Raw genomic sequence first — 22,547 nt, 5'->3', positions numbered from 1 at the left:
TTTGTGAACCATTTGGTGAATTCACAGGTATGATAAAACTGTTAAATTGTTTTACGCAATTGTTAATGAATAATTTCGCATTAATTGATTAGAGCACAGGACTGCCCCTCGCCCCCTTTGGGGAAAGGGGTAGAGTGAGGGGAAAGGTTTCTAGACCGGCATAGATTTGCGAATGGCGCTCAGCAGCGTCTGTGCACCTGTGGAAAGCGGGGTATCTACCCGCGTCAGAATACCGATGGGTTCACCGGCGCCAGGCGACGTCACCGGCAGTGCGGTAAGCGTACCCTGGCGTAAATCATCTTTTACCGCGCCGGAGGGAACGAACCAGACGTAGTCATAATCCAGAGTAAGCTGGCGTGAAAGCGAGGCCGAAAGCGTTTCGATACAACCCGAAGGCAGCGAACATCCCTGCATTTTCAGCAGTGTCTCGGCGGTGTCTCGCGGGACCGTCCCTTTAGGGCAGACCACCACAGGCCACTCCATGACGCGGCTTAACGTCACGGTATCCTGCAACAGAGGGTGGTCAGGACGCACAACCAGCTTCAGTGATTCCAGGAACAACAGTTCGTAATTCAGACCACCCATCAGTTCGGGATCGGACATTCGACCGATGCCAAGATCCAGTTCACCTGATTTCAGCCCCGCGAGCAGCATGGTGTTATTCATGGTGGCAACCTGAATCGTGGTATGTCTTTGCTGTTTGTGGAACTGACCGATGACCGGAGGAAGAATACCCAGTGCAGCGGTAGGCAGGGCTCCCACGCGCACAACTTCGCTGGCGTGCTCTTCTTTGCGATTGAGGGACTGGCCCGCGGTGTTGAGGGCATCAAGCACTTTTACGGCGTGCGTGAGAAATTGCTCGCCCACCAGGGTCAGTTGTGCCCCCAGACGACCACGGTCAAAAAGACGTGTACCGGTAAGTTGTTCCAGCTCATTCAGCGTTTTCGAGAGAGCAGGCTGGCTCAGGTTAAGAGTTTCAGCCGCACGCCCCAGCGTTCCCTGTTGAGCGACGGCCACAAATGTATGCAAATGGCGCAAGCGTATGCGCTGACTGAACAGACCATTTTTTTCCATAGGCGATGTTAAAAACAGAGCGATGCGGGTGACAAGTTAAGTTGTTTAATTTTGATAACCTGATAGCAAAATATTTTTAACATTTGATCTGTTTGAGTTACAACATGTTTTTCGACGGGGGCACAAAAGCGAACGTCCGTGTTCATTTATTGCGCATTCAGGAGAGGAGTGGCTAACCGATTTAGATCACGCCGTCACCGCCGTCAGAGCACCACACCTGGCCGGACGTAAAGGAACATTCATCCGAGGCCAGCGTGACGTACAATGGTGCAATCTCGACGGGCTGGCCCGGACGCCCCAGCGGGGTGTCGCCACCGAACTCCTTCACTTTTTCCATCGGTTGCCCGCCGCTGGATTGCAGCACCGTCCAGTAAGGACCTGGGGCGACCGCGTTGACGCGAATGCCTTTTGGCCCCAGCTGTTTGGCTAATGCCTTGGTAAATACCGCCAGACAGGCTTTCGTCTGGGCATAATCCAGCAGTACGGGGCTGGGCTTCACCGCCTGCACGGAGGAGGTATTAATGATAACGGATGAGGCTTTCAGGTGGCGCAGAGCGGCTTTGGTGATCCAGAAAGGGGCATACACGTTCGTTTTAAACGTCGCGTCGAATTCTTCGGTGGTCAGTTCCTCAATTGATTCCCGGAACTGCTGGCGACCGGCGTTATTCACCAGAATATCCAGCCCGCCAAGTTGGGTGGCGGCCTCATCAACCAGGTTCTGGCAGAAGGTTTCGTCCCTGATATCGCCCGGAAGCGCGACGGCAGTGCGGCCTTCAGCTTTAATCAGGTCAATAACGGCTACCGCGTCCTGCTCCTCTTCCGGCAGGTAGTTGATGGCAATATCGGCACCTTCACGGGCATAGGCAATCGCCACCGCACGTCCAATACCGGAGTCTCCGCCGGTTATCAGCGCTTTTTTTCCGGTGAGGCGTCCATGCCCTTTGTAACTGGTTTCCCCATGGTCAGGTACAGGTTGCATTTCGGATGCCAGTCCCGGCGGCGTTTGCGGCTGTTCCGGGAACGGGGGTTGCGGGTAAGCGTTCGTACGTTGTTGGGTATCGCTCATAGCTGACTCCTTAAGTCAAGGGGTGAGATTTGATGGATAACTGCAGCGTTAACGCTTCGCTGAATTATTTCTGCAAACGATCTACGCGGACGACGGCAGGGGATGATTTTTTATCAAGCGAACCGTTAATACCGATCATCTGGTCGGGTTTTACCGTTCTGCCGTCGAAGACTGTCTGGGGAATAATAACGTCGATTTTTCCGGTTTTATCCTGAAATACAAATTTATCGCCGCTACCGTCAATAAGATTACCGCGCAATGAAATTGTCGCACCATCGTGCATTTGTTTTGCCTGAGTGATTGTCATAATGCGCGCATCGTCGGTTCCGCGATATCCGCTATCCAGTGAATGAGGTGGCGGTGGGGCTTCGCCTTTTTGTAATCCGCCGTTATTATCTGCCCATGCGGTCGGAGCCAGAAATATCACTAAAGCGAAAGCGGATGATAATTTCATCTGATATCCTTCATCTTTGGGTGTATTGAATTATTAAGTATTATTGCTATTCCTTTATGGGGCAAATGTGATAAGTCCTAAAAACACGCACCTTAAAAATCGAAGGTATTCTACTATTGGCCGCCATAATAATTGCTATACAGGTATGCGAGAAATTAAATATGCCATGATTGAACGCCATGTATATATTTCGAATATTCCTTTCGAGAAATGACAGGCGGACAGAGAAACATTCTTTTTCGCGACAACAGTCCGCCGTCATGGCGTTCCTCAGTGATAGCCTTCGGTATCCGAAACCTTGCCCCGGAAGACGTAGTAGCTCCAGGCGGTGTACACCAGGATCACCGGAATAATCAGTAATGTCCCGACCAGCATAAACAGCTGGCTGGCAGGCGGGGCCGCGGCCTCCCACAGGGTGATACGCGGCGGAATAATGTTCGGCCAGAGGCTGATGCCCAGTCCGCTAAACCCGAGGAAAATAAGTCCCAGCGTCAGCAGAAAAGGGCGCGCGTGGCTGGTCGGATTGCGGGTCAGGCGCCAGATCAACACGCTGAAGATCCCGACCAGTAGAGGAACCGGCAGGAACCAGAAGAAGTTGGGTAGGGTAAACCAGCGGTCGGCCACGTACTGCCAGCCGAGCGGCGTCCAGACGCTCACCACCGCAATTACCACTATCAGCGCCAGCAGCACGTGGCGGGTCAGCTCGCGCATACGGACCTGCAACGCGCCTTCGCTTTTCATAATGAGCCAGGTTGTGCCCAGCAGCGTGTAGGCGACGACCAGACCGATGCCGCAGAAGAGGTTAAAGGGTGTGAGCCAGTCCAGCGCCGAGCCAACAAACCGCCGTCCCTCCACGTCGAAGCCGTTTATCATCGCCCCCACCACCACGCCCTGGCTGAAGGTGGCGAGCAGGGAGCCGCCAGCAAAGGAGTAGTCCCAGAACTTGCGGTGTGAGGGGGTGGCTTTGAAGCGGAACTCAAAGGCGACGCCGCGAAAAATGAGGCCGATCAGCATCGCGGTGAGGGGGATCGTCAGCGCATCAATAATGACCGCATAGGCCAGCGGAAATGCGCCGAAGAGCCCCGCGCCGCCGAGTACCAGCCAGGTCTCGTTACCGTCCCAGACGGGCGCCACGCTGTTGACCATCACATCGCGCTCTCTGGCATCGCCCACGAAGTTGAACAGCAGGCCAATGCCCAGATCGAAGCCATCCATAATGATGTACATCAGCGTGGCAAACACGATGATGGCAAACCAAATCACTGAGATATCGACACCCATCAGATTTTCTCCTCTTCCGGAACAGACTCAGCGGCAGACAGCGGACGGGCAGGCGTGCCCGAGGTGTTTGACGTCAGCGTATCGACGGGCTGAGGACCTTTCTTAATCAGCCGGATGAGATAGAGATAGCCTACGCCAAACACCGACGAGTAGACGACGAAGAACGCCAGCAGGCTGATGCTCATCTGCAAGGTGCTGTGCAGCGATACCGCGTCGATGGTGCGAAGGTAGCCATAGACCACCCACGGCTGACGTCCCACTTCGGTGGTTACCCATCCGGCGAGCAGCGCCAGCAGCCCGGCAGGCCCCATGCAGAGGGCAAACCAGTGGAACGGACGCGAGTGGTAAAGTCGATGGCGATAGCGCAGCCAGACGCTGATAAGACCAAGGGTAATCATCAGCAGTCCCATCCCGACCATAACGCGGAACGACCAGAAAACGATGGTCGAGTTTGGGCGATCTTCTTTCGGAAAGTCTTTCAGCGCCGGGACCTGCTTATCCAGGCTGTGCGTCAGGATAAGGCTGCCGAGCGCGGGGATTTCCAGACCGTATTTGGTGCGCTCCTCGTCCATATCCGGCAGGCCAAACAGCAGCAGCGGGGTAGCCTCGCCGGGAGGATTTTCCCAGTGCCCCTCAATGGCGGCAATTTTGGCCGGCTGATGCTCAAGCGTGTTCAGGCCGTGCATATCGCCCACCACCGCCTGAATGGGCGCGACCACCAGCGCCATCCACATCGCCATCGAAAACATGGTGCGAACGGCGGGGGTATCGTTACCGCGCAGCAGATGCCATGCGCCCGATGCCCCGACAAACAGCGCGCTGCTCAAAAAGGCGGCGATAGCCATATGAATAAGGCGGTAAGGGAAGGAGGGGTTAAAGACAATCGCCAGCCAGTCCTGCGGGATAACCTGCCCGTTCTCGATAGTGAAACCCTGCGGGGTATGCATCCAGCTGTTGGAGGCGAGGATCCAGAAGGTCGACATCAGCGTGCCGAGCGCCACCATGCAGGTTGAAAAGAAGTGCAGACCCGGACCGACCTTATTCCAGCCGAACATCATGACGCCAAGGAAACCGGCTTCCAGGAAGAAGGCGGTTAACACCTCATAGGTCAGGAGTGGGCCGGTTATACTGCCGGCGAACTGTGAGAAGCCGCTCCAGTTGGTGCCAAACTGATACGCCATGACCAGGCCGGAAACGACGCCCATCCCGAAGTTAACGGCAAATATCTTGAGCCAGAAATGGTACAGCGATCGCCAGACGTCGTTTTTGGTGCGCAGCCACATGCCCTCCAGCACCACCAGATAGCTGGCGAGCCCGATGGTGATCGCAGGAAACAGGATGTGGAACGAGACGGTAAAAGCGAACTGAATTCTTGCTAAATGGAATGCATCAAGTGCGAACATGGTCCGTACCTCTGAAACGATGGGGCACGCGCATCGCCGGGCTGCTTTTTGCTACCAGGCAAAACCGATTACGGTTTTTGATACCGGTGCCGCAATCGGCCACGGTGAGCAGGTCGGAATGCGGATCGCCGTGCCAACTTCCGCGAACCTCTTTACCTAAAGATAGAGTGTAGACCCTGTTGGCATAATCCTCGTCTGGAGACAGTGTGAGGATAAAATAATGGTTCCGTTTGGGGTTGTTCAGGGGGCCAGTAGCACACGGTTTGACCACTGTCGTCTTAAGATCACAAATCAGAAATTCTTCCCCCAGGAAGGAACGGGTTTCTCTACACTCCAGGTAATATTCACTGGAGGCATGACATCATGGCGAACACCATCACGGCTGATGACATTCGGGAACGCTTTTCGCAGGCTATGTCGGCGATGTACCAGCAGGAAGTTCCGCAATACGGCACTTTGCTCGAACTGGTCGCAGACGTAAACCTGGCGGTTCTGGAAAATAACCCGCTATTACATGAACAACTGGCTAATGCCGATGAACTGGCGCGCCTGAACGTGGAGCGCCACGGGGCGATCCGCGTCGGCACGGCACAGGAACTATCAACCCTGCGTCGTATGTTTGCCATCATGGGCATGTACCCGGTCAGCTATTACGATCTCTCTCAGGCGGGGGTGCCGGTCCACTCCACGGCGTTTCGTCCGATAGACGATGCGGCGCTGTGCCGTAATCCGTTTCGTATCTTTACCTCGCTGCTGCGTCTTGAGCTGATTGAAAACGTTGCGCTGCGTGAACGCGCGGCGGAGATCCTGTCTCACCGGAACATCTTTACCCCACGCTGTCTGGCGCTGATCGAGCTCCATGAGTCGGAAGGGCAGTTTACTGACGCACAGGCGCACGAATTTGTGCAGGAAGCGCTGGAAACCTTCCGCTGGCATCGTCATGCGACGGTCGATCAGGAAACCTATCTGGCCCTGCACAACGAACACCGGCTGATTGCCGATGTGGTTTGCTTCCCGGGCTGCCACATTAACCACCTCACGCCGCGTACCCTGGATATCGACCGGGTGCAGGAGCTGATGCCGAAGTATGGTATAGAACCAAAAGTGCTGATCGAAGGACCTCCTCGTCGCGAAGTGCCTGTGCTCTTACGACAGACCAGCTTTAAGGCGCTTGAAGAACCAGTGCTGTTTGCCGGAGAACATAAAGGCACACATACCGCGCGGTTTGGCGAAATTGAACAGCGCGGGGTGGCGCTGACGCCAAAAGGCCGTGAACTGTACGACAGCCTGCTTGCACAGGCCGGTACCGGTAAAGATAACCTGACCCACCAGCTGCATTTGCGGGAGATCTTTAACGCTTTCCCGGACAGCGAAATGCTAATGCGTCGTCAGGAGCTGGCCTATTTCCGCTATCGTCTGACGCCTGCGGGGGAAGCGCATCGCCACGCGTTTCGTCCCGGAGACGATCCGCAGCCGCTGATCGAACGTGGGTGGGTGGTCGCTCAGCCGATTACCTACGAAGATTTCCTGCCGGTCAGCGCTGCCGGGATATTCCAGTCCAATCTTGGGAACGAAACCCAGGCGCGCAGCCACGGAAATGCCAGCCGCGATGCCTTTGAAGCGGCGCTGGGCTGCCCGGTGTATGACGAGTTTACGCTCTATCAGGAGGCTGAAGTACGAAGCAAACAGCGTTGCGGTTTGCTCTGAAACCGTTACTCTGCTGGGGTGTGATGGAAAAATTAAGGTCGTTATGCAAAATCCTTCCGCCCCTGTGGTTGAAACGCGCTGCGGCGCACTGTCTGGTTTAACCGATGAAAATGTCCATGTCTGGTGCGGTATTCCCTACGCCGCACCGCCCGTGGGCGAGTGGCGCTGGCGTTCCCCGCGGCGGCCTGAACCGTGGGATGGACTTCGCGAAGCCACCACCTTTTCGGCCTCAAGCTGGCAAAGCAGCGAGTATTGTCAGGAGCTAGGCGGCGGCGATCCGGGCCAGTTTTCTGAAGATTGTCTCTATCTCAACGTCTGGTCTCCCAAAGAGCGCGCGGAATCGCTTCCGGTGATGGTCTGGCTGCACGGCGGCGGGTTTACCATTGGTGCCGGGGGGCTGCCGCCCTATAACGGCAAAGCGCTGGCAATGCGCGGTGTGGTTGTAGTCACGATCAACTATCGCCTCGGTCATCTTGGCTTCTTTGCACATCCTGCACTGGAGGGCGAAGAATATCGCGTTGTGCATAATTTTGCCCTGCTGGACCAGATCGCCGCGCTCGAATGGGTGCGGGATAACATTGCTGCGTTTGGCGGCGACCCTGCTAACGTGACCCTGTTTGGCGAATCCGCGGGCGCGCGCAGCGTGCTTTCGCTGCTGGCCTCGCCATTGGCAGAAGGATTGTTCCATAAGGCGATTGTACAAAGCGGTTACACCTTACCTGACACGCCGCGCGAGCAGGCACTGCAGAAGGGGGAAGCGCTGGCCGCCCATTTTGGCCTGGAGAATGCGACAGCCGAGGAGCTACGCGCTATTCCGCCCGACGCGTTCTGGCCATTAACCGCACCGCTGAACATTGCCCCGGCACCCATCGTCGGGGATTGCGTGCTGCCGGAAGCGATGCTCGATGTCTTCTTTGCCGCCCGACAACATCCTGTGCCGGTGATGATTGGCTCAAACAGCGATGAAGCCAGCGTGATGGCGGTGTTTGGTATCGATCTTGCCGGGCAAATCCAGAAACTGCGCCGCGAACGTCGCTTTGGTCTGGGGCTGATTAAGCTGCTCTATCCTGGCGTCAAAGGGGACGAAGAGCTGGGCCGACAGGTGTGCCGCGATATGGCGTTCACCACGATGGGCTACGTAGTGATGCAGGCTCAACAGCGCATCGGCGGATTGTGCTGGCGTTACTGGTTCGACTATGTCGCGGAAGCAGAACATGACACATACATCAACGGCGCCTGGCATGGCAATGAAGTTCCCTATGTGTTCGATACGCTTCGTCAGGTAGAACCGTCGCGTCAGTATGTTAATGCACGCGATCTCCAGTTTGCTGCCCAGGTGGCCGATTATTGGGTAAGTTTCGCGCGTGACGCCGGGAGGCGCGACATTCTGCCGGGCCCCACGCACTGGCCAGCATGTCGCAAAGGGAGGGACGTTCTGTTACGTATTGGATTGAATAAACATGCAGGTTTCAGGCTTGAAAACCGCTTTATGCGTGCCCGCATGAGTCTCTTCAAGCGGGTGATGAAACATCACGTCAGCCTCGACTAAGCAAACAAGCGCGAAACGCCGCCAGCCCATTTTCTTCGCCAGGCGTTTCGCGCAGCACCAGGCGGTAGCTCGCGCCGGTTTTTATACTTGTCTCATAGGGCCGCGTTAGCCTTCCGGCACGGACATCTTCTTCTACCAGCGTTTCGTCGGCAATGGCGACGCCCAGCCCCTGAATGGCCGCCGTAATGGCGAGATCCATCGTATCGAAGTGTTGATTTTTGTGCATAACAAAGCCCGGGCCTTCCTGTTTTGCCAGCCACAATGACCAGTCTGTCTTATCCCTTGTGGGGTGAAGAAATGTCAACGAACCCAGTGCGGCACTCGCGCGCATAGGGCTAAGCACCGGGGTTAACGCCTCTTCAAACAGCAGGTCGCCGGCACTCATGTGCGTGCCGAACACGATGGCCGCGTCGTAAGATTCGGTTTTGAAATTCACGTTGTGATCGGTGGTGGTGGTCAACGCAATTTGCAGATCCGGCTGTTCACGCTCCACCTCCAGCAGGCGGGGGACCAGCCAGCGCATGGCGCAGGTGGGGGCTTTTAAGCGGATGACGGTTTGCTGGCTGCGGGCCTGGTCGGCCACCGTCAGCAATTGCTCAAAAGACGATTGCAGTTCAGGCAACAGGGCACTTCCCTGCGGTGACAGCCGCAACCCACGCGCATGACGCTCAAATAGCGGAAAGCCAAACCACGCTTCAAGGGAAGCGATCTTGCGGCTCACTGCCCCCTGTGTCAGGCAAAGCTCAGCGGCGGCGTGGGTGAGGTTCAGGTGACGCGCGGTGACTAAAAATGCGTCGATGGCATTGAGCGGGAGCGAACGGCGCGACATATAAACACCTCAGTTATGCATTTTTCTCATGGCTATTATGACAACAATTCGATTGTCCCGACAACTCACTTGTTGTTTGAATAGTTATGCAATGTCCATGAGAAGGGAAAGAGGATGACTTTACGAACGCCGGTGCAAACACGCTCTAAACTGCCTGATGTGGGTACCACCATTTTTACCGTTATCGGCCAGCTCTCGGCGCAGCATAACGCGATTAACCTTTCTCAGGGCGCACCGAACTTTTCCTGCGACCCGAAGCTGATTGCGGGCGTCACCCGCGCAATGGAGGCAGGGCATAACCAGTATGCAGCGATGACCGGTCTGCAGCCGCTCAAAGAACGAATTGCCGATAAAATTGCCACCCTCTACGGCACGCAGTATGACCCAGGTAGCGAGGTGCTGGTCACCGCCAGCGCCAGCGAAGGACTTTATTCGGCAATCAGCGGGCTGGTGCACCCGGGCGATGAGGTGATCTATTTTGAACCGTCATTTGACAGCTATGCGCCAATTGTCCGCCTGCAGGGGGCAACCCCGGTCGCCATCAAACTCACGGTGCCGGATTTTGCCGTCAACTGGGATGAAGTGCGTGCCGCGATCACCCCGCGTACGCGTATGATTATCATCAATACCCCGCACAACCCGAGCGGTCAGGTTTTCTCAGCTAATGATCTGCAGCAGCTGGCGGCGCTGACGCGCAATACCGATATCATTATTTTGTCTGACGAAGTGTACGAACACGTCGTTTTTGATGGTGAACCGCACCACGGGATGGCTACACACCCGCAGCTGGCGGAACGTAGCGTGATTATCTCTTCTTTCGGAAAAACCTATCACGTTACCGGATGGCGTGTGGGTTACTGTGTTGCTCCGGCGGTACTGATGGACGAGATTTGTAAAGTCCATCAATTTTTAATGTTTTCTGCCGATACGCCAATGCAGCATGCCTTTGCTGAACATATGGTCGACCCGCAAACCTGGCTGTCGCTGTCGGCGTTTTACCAGCGTAAGCGCGATCTGCTGCAAAGCCTGCTTGAGGATTCGCCGTTTACCCTGTTGCCGAGTGCCGGGTCGTTCTTCATGCTGGCGGACTACAGCCAGTTTAGCGATGAGCGTGATAGCGAGCTGGTGAAACGGCTGATCGTTGAGTACGGTGTTGCCACCATTCCGCTGTCGGCGTTTTATGCGGACGGTACGGATAATAAATTGATTCGTCTCTCTTTTGCGAAAGATGAGGCGACGTTACGGGCAGGTGCCCAGGCCCTGTGTCGGGTTAAACCACGCTGAGGAGTATTGGATGAAATTACGCGCGTTAGTTGTCGGCATGGGATTGCTGTGTACCTTTTCTTCCTTCGCGGCTACCGAGCTGCGTTACGGTCTGGAAGCGGAATATCCGCCGTTTGAGAGCCGTAATGCGGCGGGCGAACTGGAAGGGTTTGACGTTGAGCTGGGGAATGCCATTTGTAAAGCCGCAGCGCTGAAGTGCACCTGGGTTGAAACCTCGTTTGATGCGTTGATTCCGGGGCTGGTGGCGAAGAAATTCGACGCGATCAACTCGGCGATGAATATCACCGAACAGCGCCGCAAGAGTATTGATTTTACCCAACCGATCTACCGTATTCCGTCGCAGCTGGTCGGTAAGGCCGGAACGGCGGTAGAGGCGACTCCCGAAGGGCTGAAGGGAAAAACCATCGGTGTGCTGCAGGGATCCATTCAGGAAACCTATGCGAAAGAGCACTGGGAAAAGCAGGGTGTCACCGTGGTGTCTTATAAAGATCAGAATATGGCCTGGGGCGATCTGCTGAATGGTCGGATCGACGCCTCGCTGGTCATGTCAGCGGCCGGGCAGGCAGGTTTCCTCAGCAAGCCGCAGGGGAAAGGGTTTGGCTTCATCGGCAAACCGGTGTCTGACGACACTATCCTCGGCAGTGGGATCGGTTTTGGGTTGCGTAAAGGTGACGAGGCCACCAAAAAGCAACTTGATGCCGCGATTGATAAAGTACGTGCCGACGGCACGATCGCTAAACTCGCTGATAAGTACTTCCCGGGTATCGATGTCAGCGTAAAATAACCGCCTCATTGGCCCCGGCGAACGATGTCGCGCCGGGGCATTTTTCTACACATTCTCCAGGCTTTCTTTACACCACTTTCGGGCCGTTCTGGTCGACAGAAAATATTTCACACTTTGTTCATATAATCACCGGCCAACAATTGGATTCTTAACCATTTTTGTTTAGGCTGTGCGTTCTTTCTTGCCGTCATTTCGCCGAGCGCGAAACACATTCACACGACCATAAGGACGTTTTTCCAGGCATGAATCGCAGACGTTTTCTAAAAGGCTCGCTGGCAGTGGCAGCCCTGAGCGGCACATCTGGCCTTGCTTCTCTGTTTTCCAAAGCGGCATACGCTGCTGACTCTGACATTGCTGACGGCCAGAGCCGTCGTTTTGATTTCTCCGTACTGCAATCCATGGCGCATGACCTGGCGAAAACCCCGTGGGGTGGTGCGCCGCGCCCGCTGCCGGACACGCTGGCCACCATGACACCGCAGGCGTACAACGCCATCCGCTACGATGAAAAGCAGTCTCTGTGGAATAACATTGAAGGGCGTCAACTGGACGTGCAGTTCTTCCATATGGGAATGGGTTTCCGTCGCCGCGTGCGGATGTTCTCGCTCGACCAGTCTACTTCTATGGCGCGCGAGATCCACTTCCGTCCGGAGCTGTTCAGCTATGGTGAAACGGGTGTGGATACCAAACAGCTGGAAGGGCAAAGCGATCTCGGCTTTGCGGGCTTCCGTGCGTTTAAAGCCCCTGAACTGGCGCGTCGCGATATCGTCTCTTTCCTCGGTGCGAGCTATTTCCGTGCGGTTGATGACACCTACCAATATGGTCTTTCCGCACGTGGTCTGGCGGTGGATACCTTTACCGACACGCCGGAAGAGTTCCCGGATTTCACCTCGTTCTGGTTTGAAACCGTCAAACCTGGCGACACCACTTTTACCGTTTATACGCTGCTGGACAGCCCAAGCATCACTGGTGCTTATAAATTCGTGATCCACTGCGAGAAGAGCCAGGTGATTATGGAGGTGGAAAACCACCTCTATGCGCGTAAAGACATTAAGCAACTCGGCATCGCACCGATGACCAGCATGTTCAGCTGCGGTAATAACGAACGCCGCATGTGTGACACCATTCACCCGCAAATTCATGACTCCGACCGCCTGGCCATGTGGCGCGGCAACGGGGAGTGGATCTGTCGTCCGCTGAACAACCCGCAGAAGCTGCAGTTCAATGCCTATATGGACAAGAATCCGAAAGGGTTCGGCCTGCTGCAACTTGATCGCGATTTCTCGCACTATCAGGACGTGATGGGCTGGTATAACAAACGCCCAAGTCTGTGGGTTGAGCCGCGCAATGACTGGGGCAAAGGCTCAGTTGGCCTGATGGAGATCCCGACTACGGGTGAAACGCTGGATAACGTCGTCTGCTTCTGGCAGCCAGAAAAAGCGGTCAAAGCGGGCGACGAGCTGGACTTCAAATATCGCCTCTACTGGAGCGCCATGCCGCCAGTGCGTTCTCCGCTGGCAACGGTCTTCGCGACCCGCACCGGTATGGGTGGCTTCCCGGAAGGGTGGGCACCCGGCGAAAATTACCCGAAAGTGTGGGCCCGTCGCTTCGCTATCGACTTTGTCGGTGGCGACCTGAAAGCGGCTGCACCAAAAGGCATCGAGCCGGTCATTACGCTCTCCAGCGGTGAAGCGAAGCAGGTTGAGATCCTTTACGTTGAACCGTTTGACGGCTATCGCATTCTGTTTGACTGGTATCCAACATCGGATTCGACCGAACCAGTGGACATGCGTTTGTTCCTGCGCTGCCAGGGGGATGCCATCAGTGAAACCTGGCTGTACCAGTATTTCCCGCCAGCACCGGATAAACGTCAGTACGTTGACGACCGGGTAATGCGTTAACGATTGATACCCTCTCCCGTTGGGAGAGGGTTAGTGTGAGGGGTCATGACCGCAGCACAATCCGAAATTATCCCGGTGTCTGACACCGTCGAACTGCGCGCCGTTGAAGAGCGCTACGCCGCCGAACTGCACAACCTCGTCGTCAAAAACAGAGCTTTTCTGCAAACCGCCTTTGACTGGGCGCAGCACGTGGGCAGCGAAGAAGATACCCGCCGTAACGTGCAGAGTAACCAGATGCTGCACCAGCGCGGCTACGCCAAAATGTTTTTGATCTTTAAGGATGATGGGCTGGTCGGCGTGCTGTCGTTTAACACGATTGAACCGGCCAACAAAGCCGGGTACATCGGCTACTGGCTGGATGAAGCGCATCAAGGGCAGGGGATCCTCTCTCAGTCATTGCAGGCGTTTATGCGTTACTACGCTGAACGCGGTGAAATCCGTCGTTTTGTGATTAAGTGTCGGGTCGCGAATCAACACAGCAACAATGTTGCCCTGCGCAACGGTTTTACGCTGGAAGGTTGCCTGCGGGAAGCGGAATTCCTCAATGGTCATTTCGACGATGTGAACATCTACGGCAAGATTTATACGCTATAGCGCGCCCAGCAGGGGCGTGCGGGTAATGCGCTGGTTGCCATTAATGACCTTCTCGCCGCGCAGATGAATATTCTCACCGGCAAACGCTTCAATCACCGCATCGTCGGTGATTTCAACCCGGTGCTCAATCAGCACATCGCCGCTGATCCTCGCCCGTCCCTGAATTACGACTTTATCATCCAGCATGATCGGCCCACCGCGTAGCCATGCCTGTCCCCCAATCAGAACGTGGTGTTTAATGATGCAGTTTCCTTCTACCACCGCATCCTCCGCGACCTGAGAGCTGTAGCGCACCGTCGGAATGGCATCGTCGTCAAAACCGGCAATCACGCGGGCGTTGCCATAGACCTTTGCGCAGTCGCACACCCAGACGTTATTGAGATCGTTGCCTTGAAGGATTGCGTTGTCGAATATTTCGGCGCGGTGCTCAACAAAGGCATCATTCACCATCGCATCGCCGTAGATTTGCGCCTGATGAACAATGCGTGACTGGCTCACCGTCGCGTTATCGTAGATTTGCAGGATCTGTTCATGGTCCGGCGTCAGGCCTTTTGCGGCAATAACGACGCTGTTGTGAAGCACGCGGGCATTGCCATAAATATGACATTCACCCCGAACACAGGAGTGCTGAATGGTGACGTTGTCACTTATTCGGGCTCCATGGCTGACTTCAGCCTCGTCCAGCCAGCAATTGCCGCTGATATGCGCTTCGTGGCTAATGATGCAAGGCAGGGTAAGCCGCGCGTTGCCGGATACGGTGGCACCGGCGAACACCACGCTGTTTTCGTCGTAGATCCAACAGTCACCGTCTTGTGCGAGGGCGCGCTCATCGTCAATCCATCCACCTTTCGTACCTATCGTCACGTCGTTAAACTCTGCCGTGGCGATAATCTGCCGTAATGTGGTCGAGTGGGTTGTTTCGCCATTTTTCCATTGCCAAAGGCGTGTATCGTCGCTCAGGCGATATTTGTTCATCTTGCTCTCTCTGATAACCGTCTTAACTAAACGTAGCAAATATTTCGGTTTTCGAACGGTTGGCAACCAGACGGTAAACGCCTTAAAATGGCATTCAAAATGCACTTTAAATTTATGCAGGATCAGGAAAAAATAATGACCGTCGATGAGAATTACTTCACAGAGAAATATGGCTTAACCCGAACGCATTCCGAGGTGCTGTTCAGTGCAGAAAGGGTTAAACCGGGTAAAACGCTGGATCTGGGGTGTGGCAATGGCCGTAACAGTCTCTACCTTGCTGCTAACGGTCACGAGGTGACGGCCTGGGATAAAAACCCGATGAGCATTGATAATATCGAGCGCATCAAGGCGGAAGAAGGGATCGACAACCTCCACACGGCGATAAAAGATCTCAACACCCTGAGTTTCGACGGCGAATATGATTTTATTTTGTCCACCGTAGTGCTGATGTTCCTGGATGCAAATACCATCCCCGGTCTTATCGCCAATATGCAGCGCTGCACTACACCAGGCGGTCACAACCTGATTGTCGCCGCCATGGATACGGTGGACTACCCGTGTACCGTTGGTTTCCCGTTTGCATTCAAAAGCGGTGAACTGAGCAACTACTATGAAGGCTGGGAGTTGCTCAAATACAACGAAGACGTTGGTGAACTGCACCGCACCGATGAAAACGGCAATCGCATTAAGCTGCGCTTTGCCACCATGCTGGCGCGTAAGCCCACTTAACGGGCGGCCAGCAGGCAGAGTTGCAGGGCTGTCTGGTAAGAGGCCTCGAACGACGACAGCGGCAGAAATTCAAACTTCGAGTGGAAGTTATGCGCGCCGGTGAAGAAGTTTGGCGTAAGTAGCCCTTTTGCCGAGAGTGCCGCACCGTCTGTGCCGCCGCGCATCGGCGTCGGTTTCGGCGTGATGCCGAGCGATTCCATCGCTTCAAACATCAGGTCGATAGCGCGCCTGTCTTCGCCAATCGCATTGCTGATATTGCTGTAGGTATCTTCAATGCGATAGTCCACGTTGGCCGTTGGATGTTGGGCGGCTATCAGCGAGGCAACGTCGGCAATCTGCTGCTTGCGGGCGGCAAAGCTGTCCTTGTCAAAATCGCGGATATTCGCTTTGAGGATAGCCTCGTTTTGCCCCGCCTGAATACCGTTAAACCAGATATAGCCCTCACGACCTTCGGTACACTCGGGCGTTTGCTGGCGGTCAAAATGGTTGATGTAATCGGTCGCCATCAGCAGGGGGTTCACCAGCACGCCTTTGGCGGACATGGGGTGTGCCGTCACGCCCGTAAAGCGGATTTCCGCGGCTGCCGCATTAAAATTCTCGTAGACAATTTCACCCAGCTCGCAGCAGTCAATGGTCCAGGCAAAATCAACATCGAAGCGTTTCAGATCGAGCGCCTTCGCGCCGCACAGGCCAATTTCTTCATCCGGGACAAATGCGACCACAATGTCGCCGTGTTGATGCTCCGCGGTCAGGTTTTCCAGCACGGTCATGACTACGGTAACGGCTGATTTATTGTCTGCGCCCAAAACGCTGGTTCCGTCACTGAAAATAATCTCCTCATCCGGATAGGCCAGAATTTCCGGATGCTCTTTTACGCGTAACCAAATGTCTTTGTCTTTATTCAGGCAGAGGTCTTCACCTGTAAATGTTAATATCTGCGGATGAATATCCGGTGATAATCCCACGTCGACGGTATCAATATGGGTAATAAAACCAATACGCGGCGCACCGGCGACGTTACCTTTTTTCACCGCGGTCACCGTGGCGAATTCATCAATCACAATGTCGTCTAACCCCAGCTGTGCCAGCTCCTGAGCAAGCTCCCGCGCCATGTTGTGTTGGCCTGGCGTAGAGGGCAGCGTTTTTACTCTGGCATCGCTCTGGCTGGTGATGGAGAGATAGCGAAAAAAGCGGTGCGTTAATTGTCTGGAAAGTGGCGAGCCCATAGTGATTTATTCCTTATTTATTTTTCAGGTGTTTGCCACTTCACTTTAATGTTATTTATGAAATGGCAAAAGAATTAATTAGCCGTCGAATTAAAAAGACAGGAATAAATGATGAAAAGCAAACTCACAATCTTAACGCTTGCTCTTGCGGCGCTCACCGTCAGTTCCACTGTCGCTGCGAAAACGCTAGTGTATTGTTCCGAAGGATCGCCGGAAAACTTTAATCCTCAGTTATACACGTCGGGCACCAGCGTGGATGCCAGTGCCGTACCTGTTTATAACCGGCTGGTCGATTTCAAACCTGGCACCACGGAGCTGGTACCCAGTCTGGCAGAGAGCTGGGAGGTCAGCGACGACGGTAAAGTCTATACCTTCCATCTGCGCAAGGGGGTGAAATTCCAGAGCAATAAATTGTTCACACCGACCCGGGACTTTAACGCCGATGACGTCATCTTCTCGTTTATGCGGCAGAAAGATGTGAATCATCCTTACCATAACGTCTCTAACGGCAGCTATTCCAATTTCGAAAGTCTGGAGTTTGGCAGTCTGATAACCGCCATTGATAAAGTCGATGATCACACCGTGCGCTTTACGCTGGCACACCCGGAGGCGCCGTTTGTCGCGGATCTGGCATGGTATTTTGCCTCGATCCTCTCTGCGGAGTATGCCGACGCGATGCTGAAAGCGGGGACACCACAGAAGGTGGATATGGAGCCGATTGGCACCGGGCCGTTTAAGCTCACACAGTATCAGAAGGACTCCCGCATTCTTTTCACCGCGTTTGCAGAATACTGGCAGGGTAAATCGAAACTCGATCGACTGGTGTTTACCATCACGCCGGATGCTTCAGTACGTTTTGCCAAAATCGAAAAGAACGAATGTCAGGTGATGCCGTTCCCGAACCCAGCCGATCTGCCGCGTATGAAGGCGAACAAAGACATCAACCTGATGAGCAAGGCAGGGCTGAACACTGGTTTTCTGGCGTTTAACACCCAAAAGCCACCGCTGGATAACGTGAAGGTTCGCCAGGCGCTGGCCATCGCCATCAACAAATCAGCCATTATTGACGCGGTGTTCCATGGCACGGGGACCGCCGCGAAGAACCTGCTGCCGCCAGGGGTATGGAGCGCCGACAGTGAACTTAAGGATTACGATTACGATCCGGAAAAGGCAAAAGCGCTGCTGAAGGAAGCAGGTTTTGCAAACGGGGTGAACATTGATTTGTGGGCAATGCCGGTTCAGCGTCCGTACAATCCGAATGCGAAACGTATGGCCGAAATGATTCAGGCCGACTGGGCGAAAGTGGGCGTACAAACTCACATTGTCACCTATGAATGGGGTGAATACCTCAAGCGCGTGAAGGGCGGGGAGCATCAGGCTGCGCTGATGGGCTGGACGACCGCAACGGGCGATCCGGACAACTTCTTTGGTCCGCTATTTACCTGCACCTCTGCAAATGGCGGTTCGAACTCGGCGAAGTGGTGCTATAAGCCGTTTGATAAAATTATTGCGGAGGCAAAATCAATAACCGACCACGATAAACGTGTGGCGCTGTATAAAGAGGCTCAGCAGATGATGCATGACCAGATGCCAGCGGTGATGATTGCGCATTCAACCATTTTTGAACCGGTGCGCAAAGAGGTGACGGGTTATGAAATTGACCCGTTCGGTAAGCATCTGTTCTGGCAACTGGATATACATCAGTAATTTTTCACTGCCCGGCACGCATCCGGGCAGTCTTTTTGCAATTTGTGCTCCCGACATCATTTTTTGTCACAACAAACCCTCCAGTCCTTTGCTATAACTTCAAATGCATACTTGCAGATAACATGGAAAACCATCATGCGTACTCAAACTTTTTTAAAAGTTGCAGTGCTTACTGGTCTGTTGGCTTTGGCGGGCTGTTCATCAAAAGTGGCCGCTCCCGAACAATACTCAGGCTTTTTAAAAGACTATTCTGGTTTAAAGGAAACAACTTCTGCAACGGGTAAACCGACCTTACGTTGGGTTGACCCGTCATATAACGAAGCTAATTATGACAATATTGTCTGGAACCCGATTACTTATTATCCGGCTCCAAAGCCAACCACGCAGATTGGTCAAAAAACACTGGATGAGCTGCTGAGTTATACCAACAACAAAATGAAAACCTCGATTGGTCAGCGTAAACCGATCGTTACCACACCAGGGCCGCGTAGCCTGATCTTCCGTGGTGCGATTACCGGTGTAACCTCTAAGCAAGAAGGTTTGCAGTTCTATGAAGTGGTGCCAGTGGCACTGGTTGTTGCAGGTACGCAAATGGCGACCGGTCACCGCACAATGGATACCCACCTTTACTTTGAAGGTGAGTTGATTGATGCAAAAACCGGTAAACCTGTTATTAAAGTGGTTCGTAAAGGCGAAGGTAAAGAGCTGACGAACAAAAATACCCCAATGGGCTTTGCAACCCTGAAACAGGTTGTTGATGACATGGCGACCGATGCCACCATGTTTGATGTGAAAAAGACCATGAAATAACCAGGAAAGGCCTGCATTGCGCAGGCCTTATTTATTTACGCTGTTCGTAAGCGCCTGATCCAGGTTTCGGGTTTAGTAAACATCACCATATTCCCCCCCAGAATCAGCAACAATCCGACGATACCGTTAATATGCCACACGTAACCTTCATAAACCGTTGAGATGGAGAGGGCGACCAGCGGGAAGAGCAGCGTACTGTAGGCTGCTTTACCAGGGCCAATACGTCCCACCAGCGTAAAGTAAGCACCGAAAGCAATCACCGAACCAAACAAAGCCAGATAGAGCAGCGCGCCAATGTAGCTCACCGTCCATTCCGGGGTGAAACTGTCGCCTCTGAAAAGGGCAATGCACCCCATCACCAGTGTGCCATACAGCATCGCCCAGGCGTTGGTAGTCATAGTTTCAAGGCCTTTGCGCTGATGGCGCATGCTGATCATATTGCCCAGCGAGAAACCGTAGGTACCGAGTGCGGAGAGACCAATACCCGTCAGGAGTGACGCGCTCCAGCCACTGGCCAGAAGATCGTCCCAAAAGAGGGTGATAATGCCAATCAGCCCCAGAGCCGCAGCGGTCCAGAACCGCGCTGGTGGGCGTTGGCCGAAGAAAATAAAGCTGTTAATGGCGTTATAGAGCACCGCCATTGAGAAAATCACCGATTCCAGCCCGGTGTTGATGTGCGAGGCCGCGGTATAAAAGCACCAGAAGTTAAAGCAAAAAACGCAGCATCCCTGAAGTATGCAAAACAGATGATCCCGCAGCGCCAGTTTGCGCAGTCTACGCAGGGCGAGTAACACCACCATCATCGTGAGGCTGGCAACCGCGAAGCGCCAGAAAATGGATACGGGGGCCGCCACGGAACCCTGCTGCAGGAAAATCGCAATCCAGGTGGTTCCCCAGATAATTACCACCAGTCCGTATAATAATGCGTTCATACTTTTTCTCTTCTCAAACCACGGAAGTGGGCAGTATGGCGCGCTGAGCCGCAAGGGGCTTGCACTGCCTTGCGGTAGACTTGCAAATTCTTGCGCTTTTTTCTTTTATGGGGACTGGCAACCGGCGGCAACAATTCTTAGACTGATATTCTGATCAATAACACGCTAACGGTTATGTCTCACGCTTACGATACCTTTGAAACGCTGCGCCAACAGAATGCAGTCCTGCGGGAAACCGTCTCGTTGAACTCGGGTATTCAGCTGGCAGCGTGGTACAACAAGCACGATACGATAACGGTAAAAAGCAATCATCATACCCTTAGCCTGTACGTGGCTGACGGTTACGAAAGTTATCAAAAAACGCCGGGCGGCTGGAAAAATGGCGGTGGTCCGGATCGTTTCTGTTTGATGCCCAAAGAGAGCGAATCAACGTGGGATATCCGGGATGACCTGTCGTTTGTGCATCTCTACTGCACCGATGAACATCTGCGCGACGTGGGAGAAAAAATCTGGGACAAGCGGCCACTTTCGCTGACCCTGGACGAGCGTATTTTCGGCAGTGACCCGAAGATAACCGCGTTGTACCGTCAGTTTTTACTTGGCTGCGACTGGCAGCAGCACGCTAACCAGCTCACCCTGAGCACGGCCTCTACGCTGCTGTTAACGCATCTGCTGCAAAACTACTCGAACGTTCAGTGGAAATTGCCGGTCGTCACGGGCGGGTTATCCCCGTTCGTGTTGCGTAACGTGCTGGCCTTTATCGAAGAGAACCTGGGGCAGCCCCTGACGCTGGCAGAACTGGCTGCACAGGCCTCCCTCAGCGAATACCATTTTGCCCGCATGTTCCGCCAGTCGACGGGGCTGGCGCCGCATCAGTACGTGATGCAGCGCAGAATGGAAAAGGCGAAAGCGCTGGTACAACACACGGCGACGCCGCTGACGGACATCGCGCTTGCCTGTGGGTTTAACTCCGCCAGCCACTTCAGTAACCGCTTTCGCAGCGTGACGGGAATGACGCCTTCTCAGCTACGCGCGGCGAGTGCGTGATAACAGGGCATAGCACACACCGCCCAGAACCAGTCCCCAGAATGCCGAACCAATGCCCAGGAGCGTCACACCGCTCGCGGTCATCAGGAATGTGACTATCGCTGCGTCACGTTCCGCTTCGTGATTCAGCGCCTGATACAGACTTCCGCTGATGGTGCCGAGTAACGCCAGACCCGCCAGCGTCTGGATCCAACTGAGCGGTAGCGCCGTCATGATTGCAGTAATAGAACCACCGAAAATACCGGCTAACAGATAAAATCCCCCGGCCGCGATGGCTGCCAGCCAGCGTTTACCTGCATCCGGGTGCGCATCCGGGCTCTGACAAATGGCGGCGGTAATCGCCGCGATACAGATGGAAAAGACGCCAAAGGTCGAAAACAGCAGTGCCAGCCCGCCCGTAAAGATGATGAGCGGCGAAACCGCCAGCGGGTAGCCGGAGGCTTTCATCGTGGCGAATCCCGGGGCATTTTGAGAGGCCATGGTCACCAGGAAGAAAGGGATGCCCACGCTCACCAGGCTGGTGAAGGTGAAGGATGGCGCAATAAACTCCGGCATAACAAGGGAAAGGGTGAATTTATCCGTGACAACGTCACCATTTACCCAGGCCACGATGCCGCCTGCCAGAAGCGTGACCACAATGGCATAGCGGGGGGCCAGCGCTTTTGCCATTAGCCACGCGGCAATCATGCTGCCGCACAGCAGAAAGTGCCCCTCCAGATGGGCAAACGCATGCAGCCCAAACTGCAAAAGCACCCCTGCCAGCATGGCAGCCGCAAGCGAATGGGGGATCAACTTCATCAGCCGGGCGAATAGCCCGGTGATGCCGCAGAGTAAAATGAGCGCATTGGCAAAGATGAACACGCCGATCGTTTCAGCCAGCGTGACACCGTGCAGGCTGGTCGCGAGCAGCGCCGCACCGGGTGTTGACCAGGCGGTGAGTACCGGCGCTTTATACCACCAGGAAAGCGCCAGCGTGCTGACTCCCATCCCAATCCCGAGTGCCGTCATCCAGCCCGCAATCTGTTGCGCATTTGCGCCGGCTGCCGCTGCGGCCTGCCAGATGATGGCAGCAGAACTGGCGTAGCCGACCAGGACGGCGACAAAACCCGCCAGAACAGCTGGAACAAGGTGTGTTGAAGAATCGCGCATGAAGACTCCGTTGTGCGTTATAGCGTCCGTGGTAAGGTAACACTGTGCG

At 54.5% G+C, this 22,547-nt stretch carries 21 protein-coding genes; 11 read left to right on the top strand and 10 right to left on the bottom strand.

Annotation, left to right across the window (positions count from 1 at the left end; genetic code table 11):
- Window positions 1-150: 150 nt before the first annotated feature.
- The 5 genes from AC0XWG_RS19115 to AC0XWG_RS19095 all read right to left on the bottom strand — a co-directional run bounded on the left by AC0XWG_RS19115 (window position 151) and on the right by AC0XWG_RS19095 (window position 5,278).
- Entirely contained in the window at window positions 151-1,074 is a 924-nt protein-coding gene (locus AC0XWG_RS19115) for a LysR substrate-binding domain-containing protein (protein ID WP_028017465.1), read from the bottom strand.
- A gap of 181 nt (window positions 1,075-1,255) precedes the next feature.
- Window positions 1,256-2,140 carry an SDR family oxidoreductase gene (locus AC0XWG_RS19110; protein ID WP_028017464.1) on the bottom strand — a complete coding sequence of 295 codons (885 nt, stop codon included), beginning with the start codon at window positions 2,138-2,140 and terminating at the stop codon, window positions 1,256-1,258.
- A 64-nt stretch (window positions 2,141-2,204) separates the two neighbouring features.
- On the bottom strand, window positions 2,205-2,594 hold the full coding sequence (locus AC0XWG_RS19105) for a YdeI family stress tolerance OB fold protein (protein WP_049007278.1): 390 nt from the start codon (window positions 2,592-2,594) through the stop codon (window positions 2,205-2,207).
- 270 nt (window positions 2,595-2,864) lie between these two features.
- Window positions 2,865-3,875 (bottom strand): cytochrome d ubiquinol oxidase subunit II, encoded by a 1,011-nt coding sequence (cydB, locus tag AC0XWG_RS19100; protein WP_028017463.1) that lies wholly within the window; start codon window positions 3,873-3,875, stop codon window positions 2,865-2,867.
- Window positions 3,875-5,278: a cytochrome ubiquinol oxidase subunit I gene (locus AC0XWG_RS19095; protein ID WP_475680930.1), complete on the bottom strand. Its 1,404-nt coding sequence runs from the start codon at window positions 5,276-5,278 to the stop codon at window positions 3,875-3,877. The genes cydB and AC0XWG_RS19095 overlap by 1 nt, the downstream gene beginning before the upstream one ends.
- Here AC0XWG_RS19095 and AC0XWG_RS19090 point away from each other — a divergent pair.
- The 3 genes from AC0XWG_RS19090 to AC0XWG_RS19080 all read left to right on the top strand — a co-directional run bounded on the left by AC0XWG_RS19090 (window position 5,277) and on the right by AC0XWG_RS19080 (window position 8,534).
- Window positions 5,277-5,438: a hypothetical protein gene (locus AC0XWG_RS19090; RefSeq protein ID WP_164881334.1), complete on the top strand. Its 162-nt coding sequence runs from the start codon at window positions 5,277-5,279 to the stop codon at window positions 5,436-5,438. The genes AC0XWG_RS19095 and AC0XWG_RS19090 overlap by 2 nt on opposite strands.
- Before the next feature lie 203 nt (window positions 5,439-5,641).
- Window positions 5,642-6,985, top strand: coding sequence for a 2-oxoadipate dioxygenase/decarboxylase HglS (hglS, locus tag AC0XWG_RS19085; protein WP_028017461.1), 1,344 nt, complete (start codon window positions 5,642-5,644; stop codon window positions 6,983-6,985).
- Between the two features lie 43 nt (window positions 6,986-7,028).
- Complete coding sequence (locus AC0XWG_RS19080) at window positions 7,029-8,534, top strand: carboxylesterase/lipase family protein (RefSeq protein WP_128347754.1); 1,506 nt, start codon at window positions 7,029-7,031, stop codon at window positions 8,532-8,534.
- Here AC0XWG_RS19080 and AC0XWG_RS19075 read toward each other — a convergent pair.
- Window positions 8,521-9,363, bottom strand: a complete 843-nt coding sequence (locus AC0XWG_RS19075) for a LysR family transcriptional regulator (protein ID WP_257247183.1) — start codon at window positions 9,361-9,363, stop codon at window positions 8,521-8,523. The genes AC0XWG_RS19080 and AC0XWG_RS19075 overlap by 14 nt on opposite strands.
- Window positions 9,364-9,477: 114 nt before the next feature.
- On the opposite strand from AC0XWG_RS19075, the gene AC0XWG_RS19070 reads away from it, so the two are divergent.
- The 4 genes from AC0XWG_RS19070 (at window position 9,478) to rimL (ending at window position 13,923) form a co-directional block, all read left to right on the top strand.
- Window positions 9,478-10,647 carry a pyridoxal phosphate-dependent aminotransferase gene (locus AC0XWG_RS19070; RefSeq protein WP_049007272.1) on the top strand — a complete coding sequence of 390 codons (1,170 nt, stop codon included), beginning with the start codon at window positions 9,478-9,480 and terminating at the stop codon, window positions 10,645-10,647.
- Between the two features lie 10 nt (window positions 10,648-10,657).
- On the top strand, window positions 10,658-11,431 hold the full coding sequence (locus AC0XWG_RS19065; RefSeq protein WP_049007271.1) for a transporter substrate-binding domain-containing protein: 774 nt from the start codon (window positions 10,658-10,660) through the stop codon (window positions 11,429-11,431).
- Between the two features lie 242 nt (window positions 11,432-11,673).
- Window positions 11,674-13,329, top strand: a complete 1,656-nt coding sequence (locus tag AC0XWG_RS19060; RefSeq protein ID WP_028017456.1) for a glucan biosynthesis protein D — start codon at window positions 11,674-11,676, stop codon at window positions 13,327-13,329.
- A 45-nt stretch (window positions 13,330-13,374) separates the two neighbouring features.
- Window positions 13,375-13,923 (top strand): 50S ribosomal protein L7/L12-serine acetyltransferase, encoded by a 549-nt coding sequence (rimL, locus tag AC0XWG_RS19055; protein ID WP_028017455.1) that lies wholly within the window; start codon window positions 13,375-13,377, stop codon window positions 13,921-13,923.
- Here rimL and ydcK read toward each other — a convergent pair.
- Window positions 13,918-14,898, bottom strand: a complete 981-nt coding sequence (gene ydcK, locus AC0XWG_RS19050; RefSeq protein ID WP_475680929.1) for a YdcK family protein — start codon at window positions 14,896-14,898, stop codon at window positions 13,918-13,920. The two genes, rimL and ydcK, sit on opposite strands and share 6 nt — an antisense overlap.
- 135 nt (window positions 14,899-15,033) lie before the next feature.
- Here ydcK and tehB point away from each other — a divergent pair, with 135 nt between their 5' ends.
- Window positions 15,034-15,627 (top strand): tellurite resistance methyltransferase TehB, encoded by a 594-nt coding sequence (tehB, locus tag AC0XWG_RS19045; RefSeq protein ID WP_128347776.1) that lies wholly within the window; start codon window positions 15,034-15,036, stop codon window positions 15,625-15,627.
- On the opposite strand, the gene pepT is transcribed toward tehB, so the two are convergent.
- Entirely contained in the window at window positions 15,624-16,853 is a 1,230-nt protein-coding gene (gene pepT / locus AC0XWG_RS19040; RefSeq protein WP_128347750.1) for a peptidase T, read from the bottom strand. The genes tehB and pepT overlap by 4 nt on opposite strands.
- Window positions 16,854-16,964: 111 nt before the next feature.
- Between pepT and AC0XWG_RS19035 the strand changes: the two genes are divergently transcribed.
- Together AC0XWG_RS19035 and AC0XWG_RS19030 are read left to right on the top strand one after the other, a co-directional pair.
- Complete coding sequence (locus AC0XWG_RS19035) at window positions 16,965-18,560, top strand: ABC transporter substrate-binding protein (protein ID WP_128347749.1); 1,596 nt, start codon at window positions 16,965-16,967, stop codon at window positions 18,558-18,560.
- Between the two features lie 135 nt (window positions 18,561-18,695).
- Window positions 18,696-19,370: a DUF3313 domain-containing protein gene (locus tag AC0XWG_RS19030; protein WP_049007223.1), complete on the top strand. Its 675-nt coding sequence runs from the start codon at window positions 18,696-18,698 to the stop codon at window positions 19,368-19,370.
- A 35-nt stretch (window positions 19,371-19,405) separates the two neighbouring features.
- Here the strand turns inward: AC0XWG_RS19030 and AC0XWG_RS19025 are convergent, their stop codons facing one another.
- The gene (locus AC0XWG_RS19025; RefSeq protein ID WP_028017449.1) at window positions 19,406-20,302 is read right to left on the bottom strand and encodes a DMT family transporter; all 897 of its coding nucleotides are present in this window, start codon (window positions 20,300-20,302) and stop codon (window positions 19,406-19,408) included.
- 174 nt (window positions 20,303-20,476) lie between these two features.
- Between AC0XWG_RS19025 and AC0XWG_RS19020 the strand changes: the two genes are divergently transcribed.
- Window positions 20,477-21,349 (top strand): helix-turn-helix domain-containing protein, encoded by an 873-nt coding sequence (locus AC0XWG_RS19020; protein ID WP_049007224.1) that lies wholly within the window; start codon window positions 20,477-20,479, stop codon window positions 21,347-21,349.
- Here AC0XWG_RS19020 and AC0XWG_RS19015 read toward each other — a convergent pair.
- Window positions 21,329-22,498, bottom strand: coding sequence for a benzoate/H(+) symporter BenE family transporter (locus tag AC0XWG_RS19015; RefSeq protein ID WP_475680928.1), 1,170 nt, complete (start codon window positions 22,496-22,498; stop codon window positions 21,329-21,331). The two genes, AC0XWG_RS19020 and AC0XWG_RS19015, sit on opposite strands and share 21 nt — an antisense overlap.
- Between the last annotated feature and the right edge of the window lie 49 nt (window positions 22,499-22,547).

This window comes from Enterobacter sp. DVT3837, from assembly GCF_056238685.1.
This window is presented reverse-complemented; position numbering and strand designations above follow the sequence as displayed.

What these genes read in the sequence shown, in the direction of transcription:
- AC0XWG_RS19115 (WP_028017465.1), bottom strand. Translation starts at nt 1,074, where the DNA reads ATGGAAAAAAATGGTCTGTTCAGTCAGCGCATACGCTTGCGCCATTTG.
- AC0XWG_RS19110 (WP_028017464.1), bottom strand. Translation starts at nt 2,140, where the DNA reads ATGAGCGATACCCAACAACGTACGAACGCTTACCCGCAACCCCCGTTC.
- AC0XWG_RS19105 (WP_049007278.1), bottom strand. Translation starts at nt 2,594, where the DNA reads ATGAAATTATCATCCGCTTTCGCTTTAGTGATATTTCTGGCTCCGACC.
- cydB (WP_028017463.1), bottom strand. Translation starts at nt 3,875, where the DNA reads ATGGGTGTCGATATCTCAGTGATTTGGTTTGCCATCATCGTGTTTGCC.
- AC0XWG_RS19090 (WP_164881334.1), top strand. Translation starts at nt 5,277, where the DNA reads ATGGTCCGTACCTCTGAAACGATGGGGCACGCGCATCGCCGGGCTGCT.
- AC0XWG_RS19095 (WP_475680930.1), bottom strand. Translation starts at nt 5,278, where the DNA reads ATGTTCGCACTTGATGCATTCCATTTAGCAAGAATTCAGTTCGCTTTT.
- hglS (WP_028017461.1), top strand. Translation starts at nt 5,642, where the DNA reads ATGGCGAACACCATCACGGCTGATGACATTCGGGAACGCTTTTCGCAG.
- AC0XWG_RS19080 (WP_128347754.1), top strand. Translation starts at nt 7,029, where the DNA reads ATGCAAAATCCTTCCGCCCCTGTGGTTGAAACGCGCTGCGGCGCACTG.
- AC0XWG_RS19075 (WP_257247183.1), bottom strand. Translation starts at nt 9,363, where the DNA reads ATGTCGCGCCGTTCGCTCCCGCTCAATGCCATCGACGCATTTTTAGTC.
- AC0XWG_RS19070 (WP_049007272.1), top strand. Translation starts at nt 9,478, where the DNA reads ATGACTTTACGAACGCCGGTGCAAACACGCTCTAAACTGCCTGATGTG.
- AC0XWG_RS19065 (WP_049007271.1), top strand. Translation starts at nt 10,658, where the DNA reads ATGAAATTACGCGCGTTAGTTGTCGGCATGGGATTGCTGTGTACCTTT.
- AC0XWG_RS19060 (WP_028017456.1), top strand. Translation starts at nt 11,674, where the DNA reads ATGAATCGCAGACGTTTTCTAAAAGGCTCGCTGGCAGTGGCAGCCCTG.
- rimL (WP_028017455.1), top strand. Translation starts at nt 13,375, where the DNA reads ATGACCGCAGCACAATCCGAAATTATCCCGGTGTCTGACACCGTCGAA.
- ydcK (WP_475680929.1), bottom strand. Translation starts at nt 14,898, where the DNA reads ATGAACAAATATCGCCTGAGCGACGATACACGCCTTTGGCAATGGAAA.
- tehB (WP_128347776.1), top strand. Translation starts at nt 15,034, where the DNA reads ATGACCGTCGATGAGAATTACTTCACAGAGAAATATGGCTTAACCCGA.
- pepT (WP_128347750.1), bottom strand. Translation starts at nt 16,853, where the DNA reads ATGGGCTCGCCACTTTCCAGACAATTAACGCACCGCTTTTTTCGCTAT.
- AC0XWG_RS19035 (WP_128347749.1), top strand. Translation starts at nt 16,965, where the DNA reads ATGAAAAGCAAACTCACAATCTTAACGCTTGCTCTTGCGGCGCTCACC.
- AC0XWG_RS19030 (WP_049007223.1), top strand. Translation starts at nt 18,696, where the DNA reads ATGCGTACTCAAACTTTTTTAAAAGTTGCAGTGCTTACTGGTCTGTTG.
- AC0XWG_RS19025 (WP_028017449.1), bottom strand. Translation starts at nt 20,302, where the DNA reads ATGAACGCATTATTATACGGACTGGTGGTAATTATCTGGGGAACCACC.
- AC0XWG_RS19020 (WP_049007224.1), top strand. Translation starts at nt 20,477, where the DNA reads ATGTCTCACGCTTACGATACCTTTGAAACGCTGCGCCAACAGAATGCA.
- AC0XWG_RS19015 (WP_475680928.1), bottom strand. Translation starts at nt 22,498, where the DNA reads ATGCGCGATTCTTCAACACACCTTGTTCCAGCTGTTCTGGCGGGTTTT.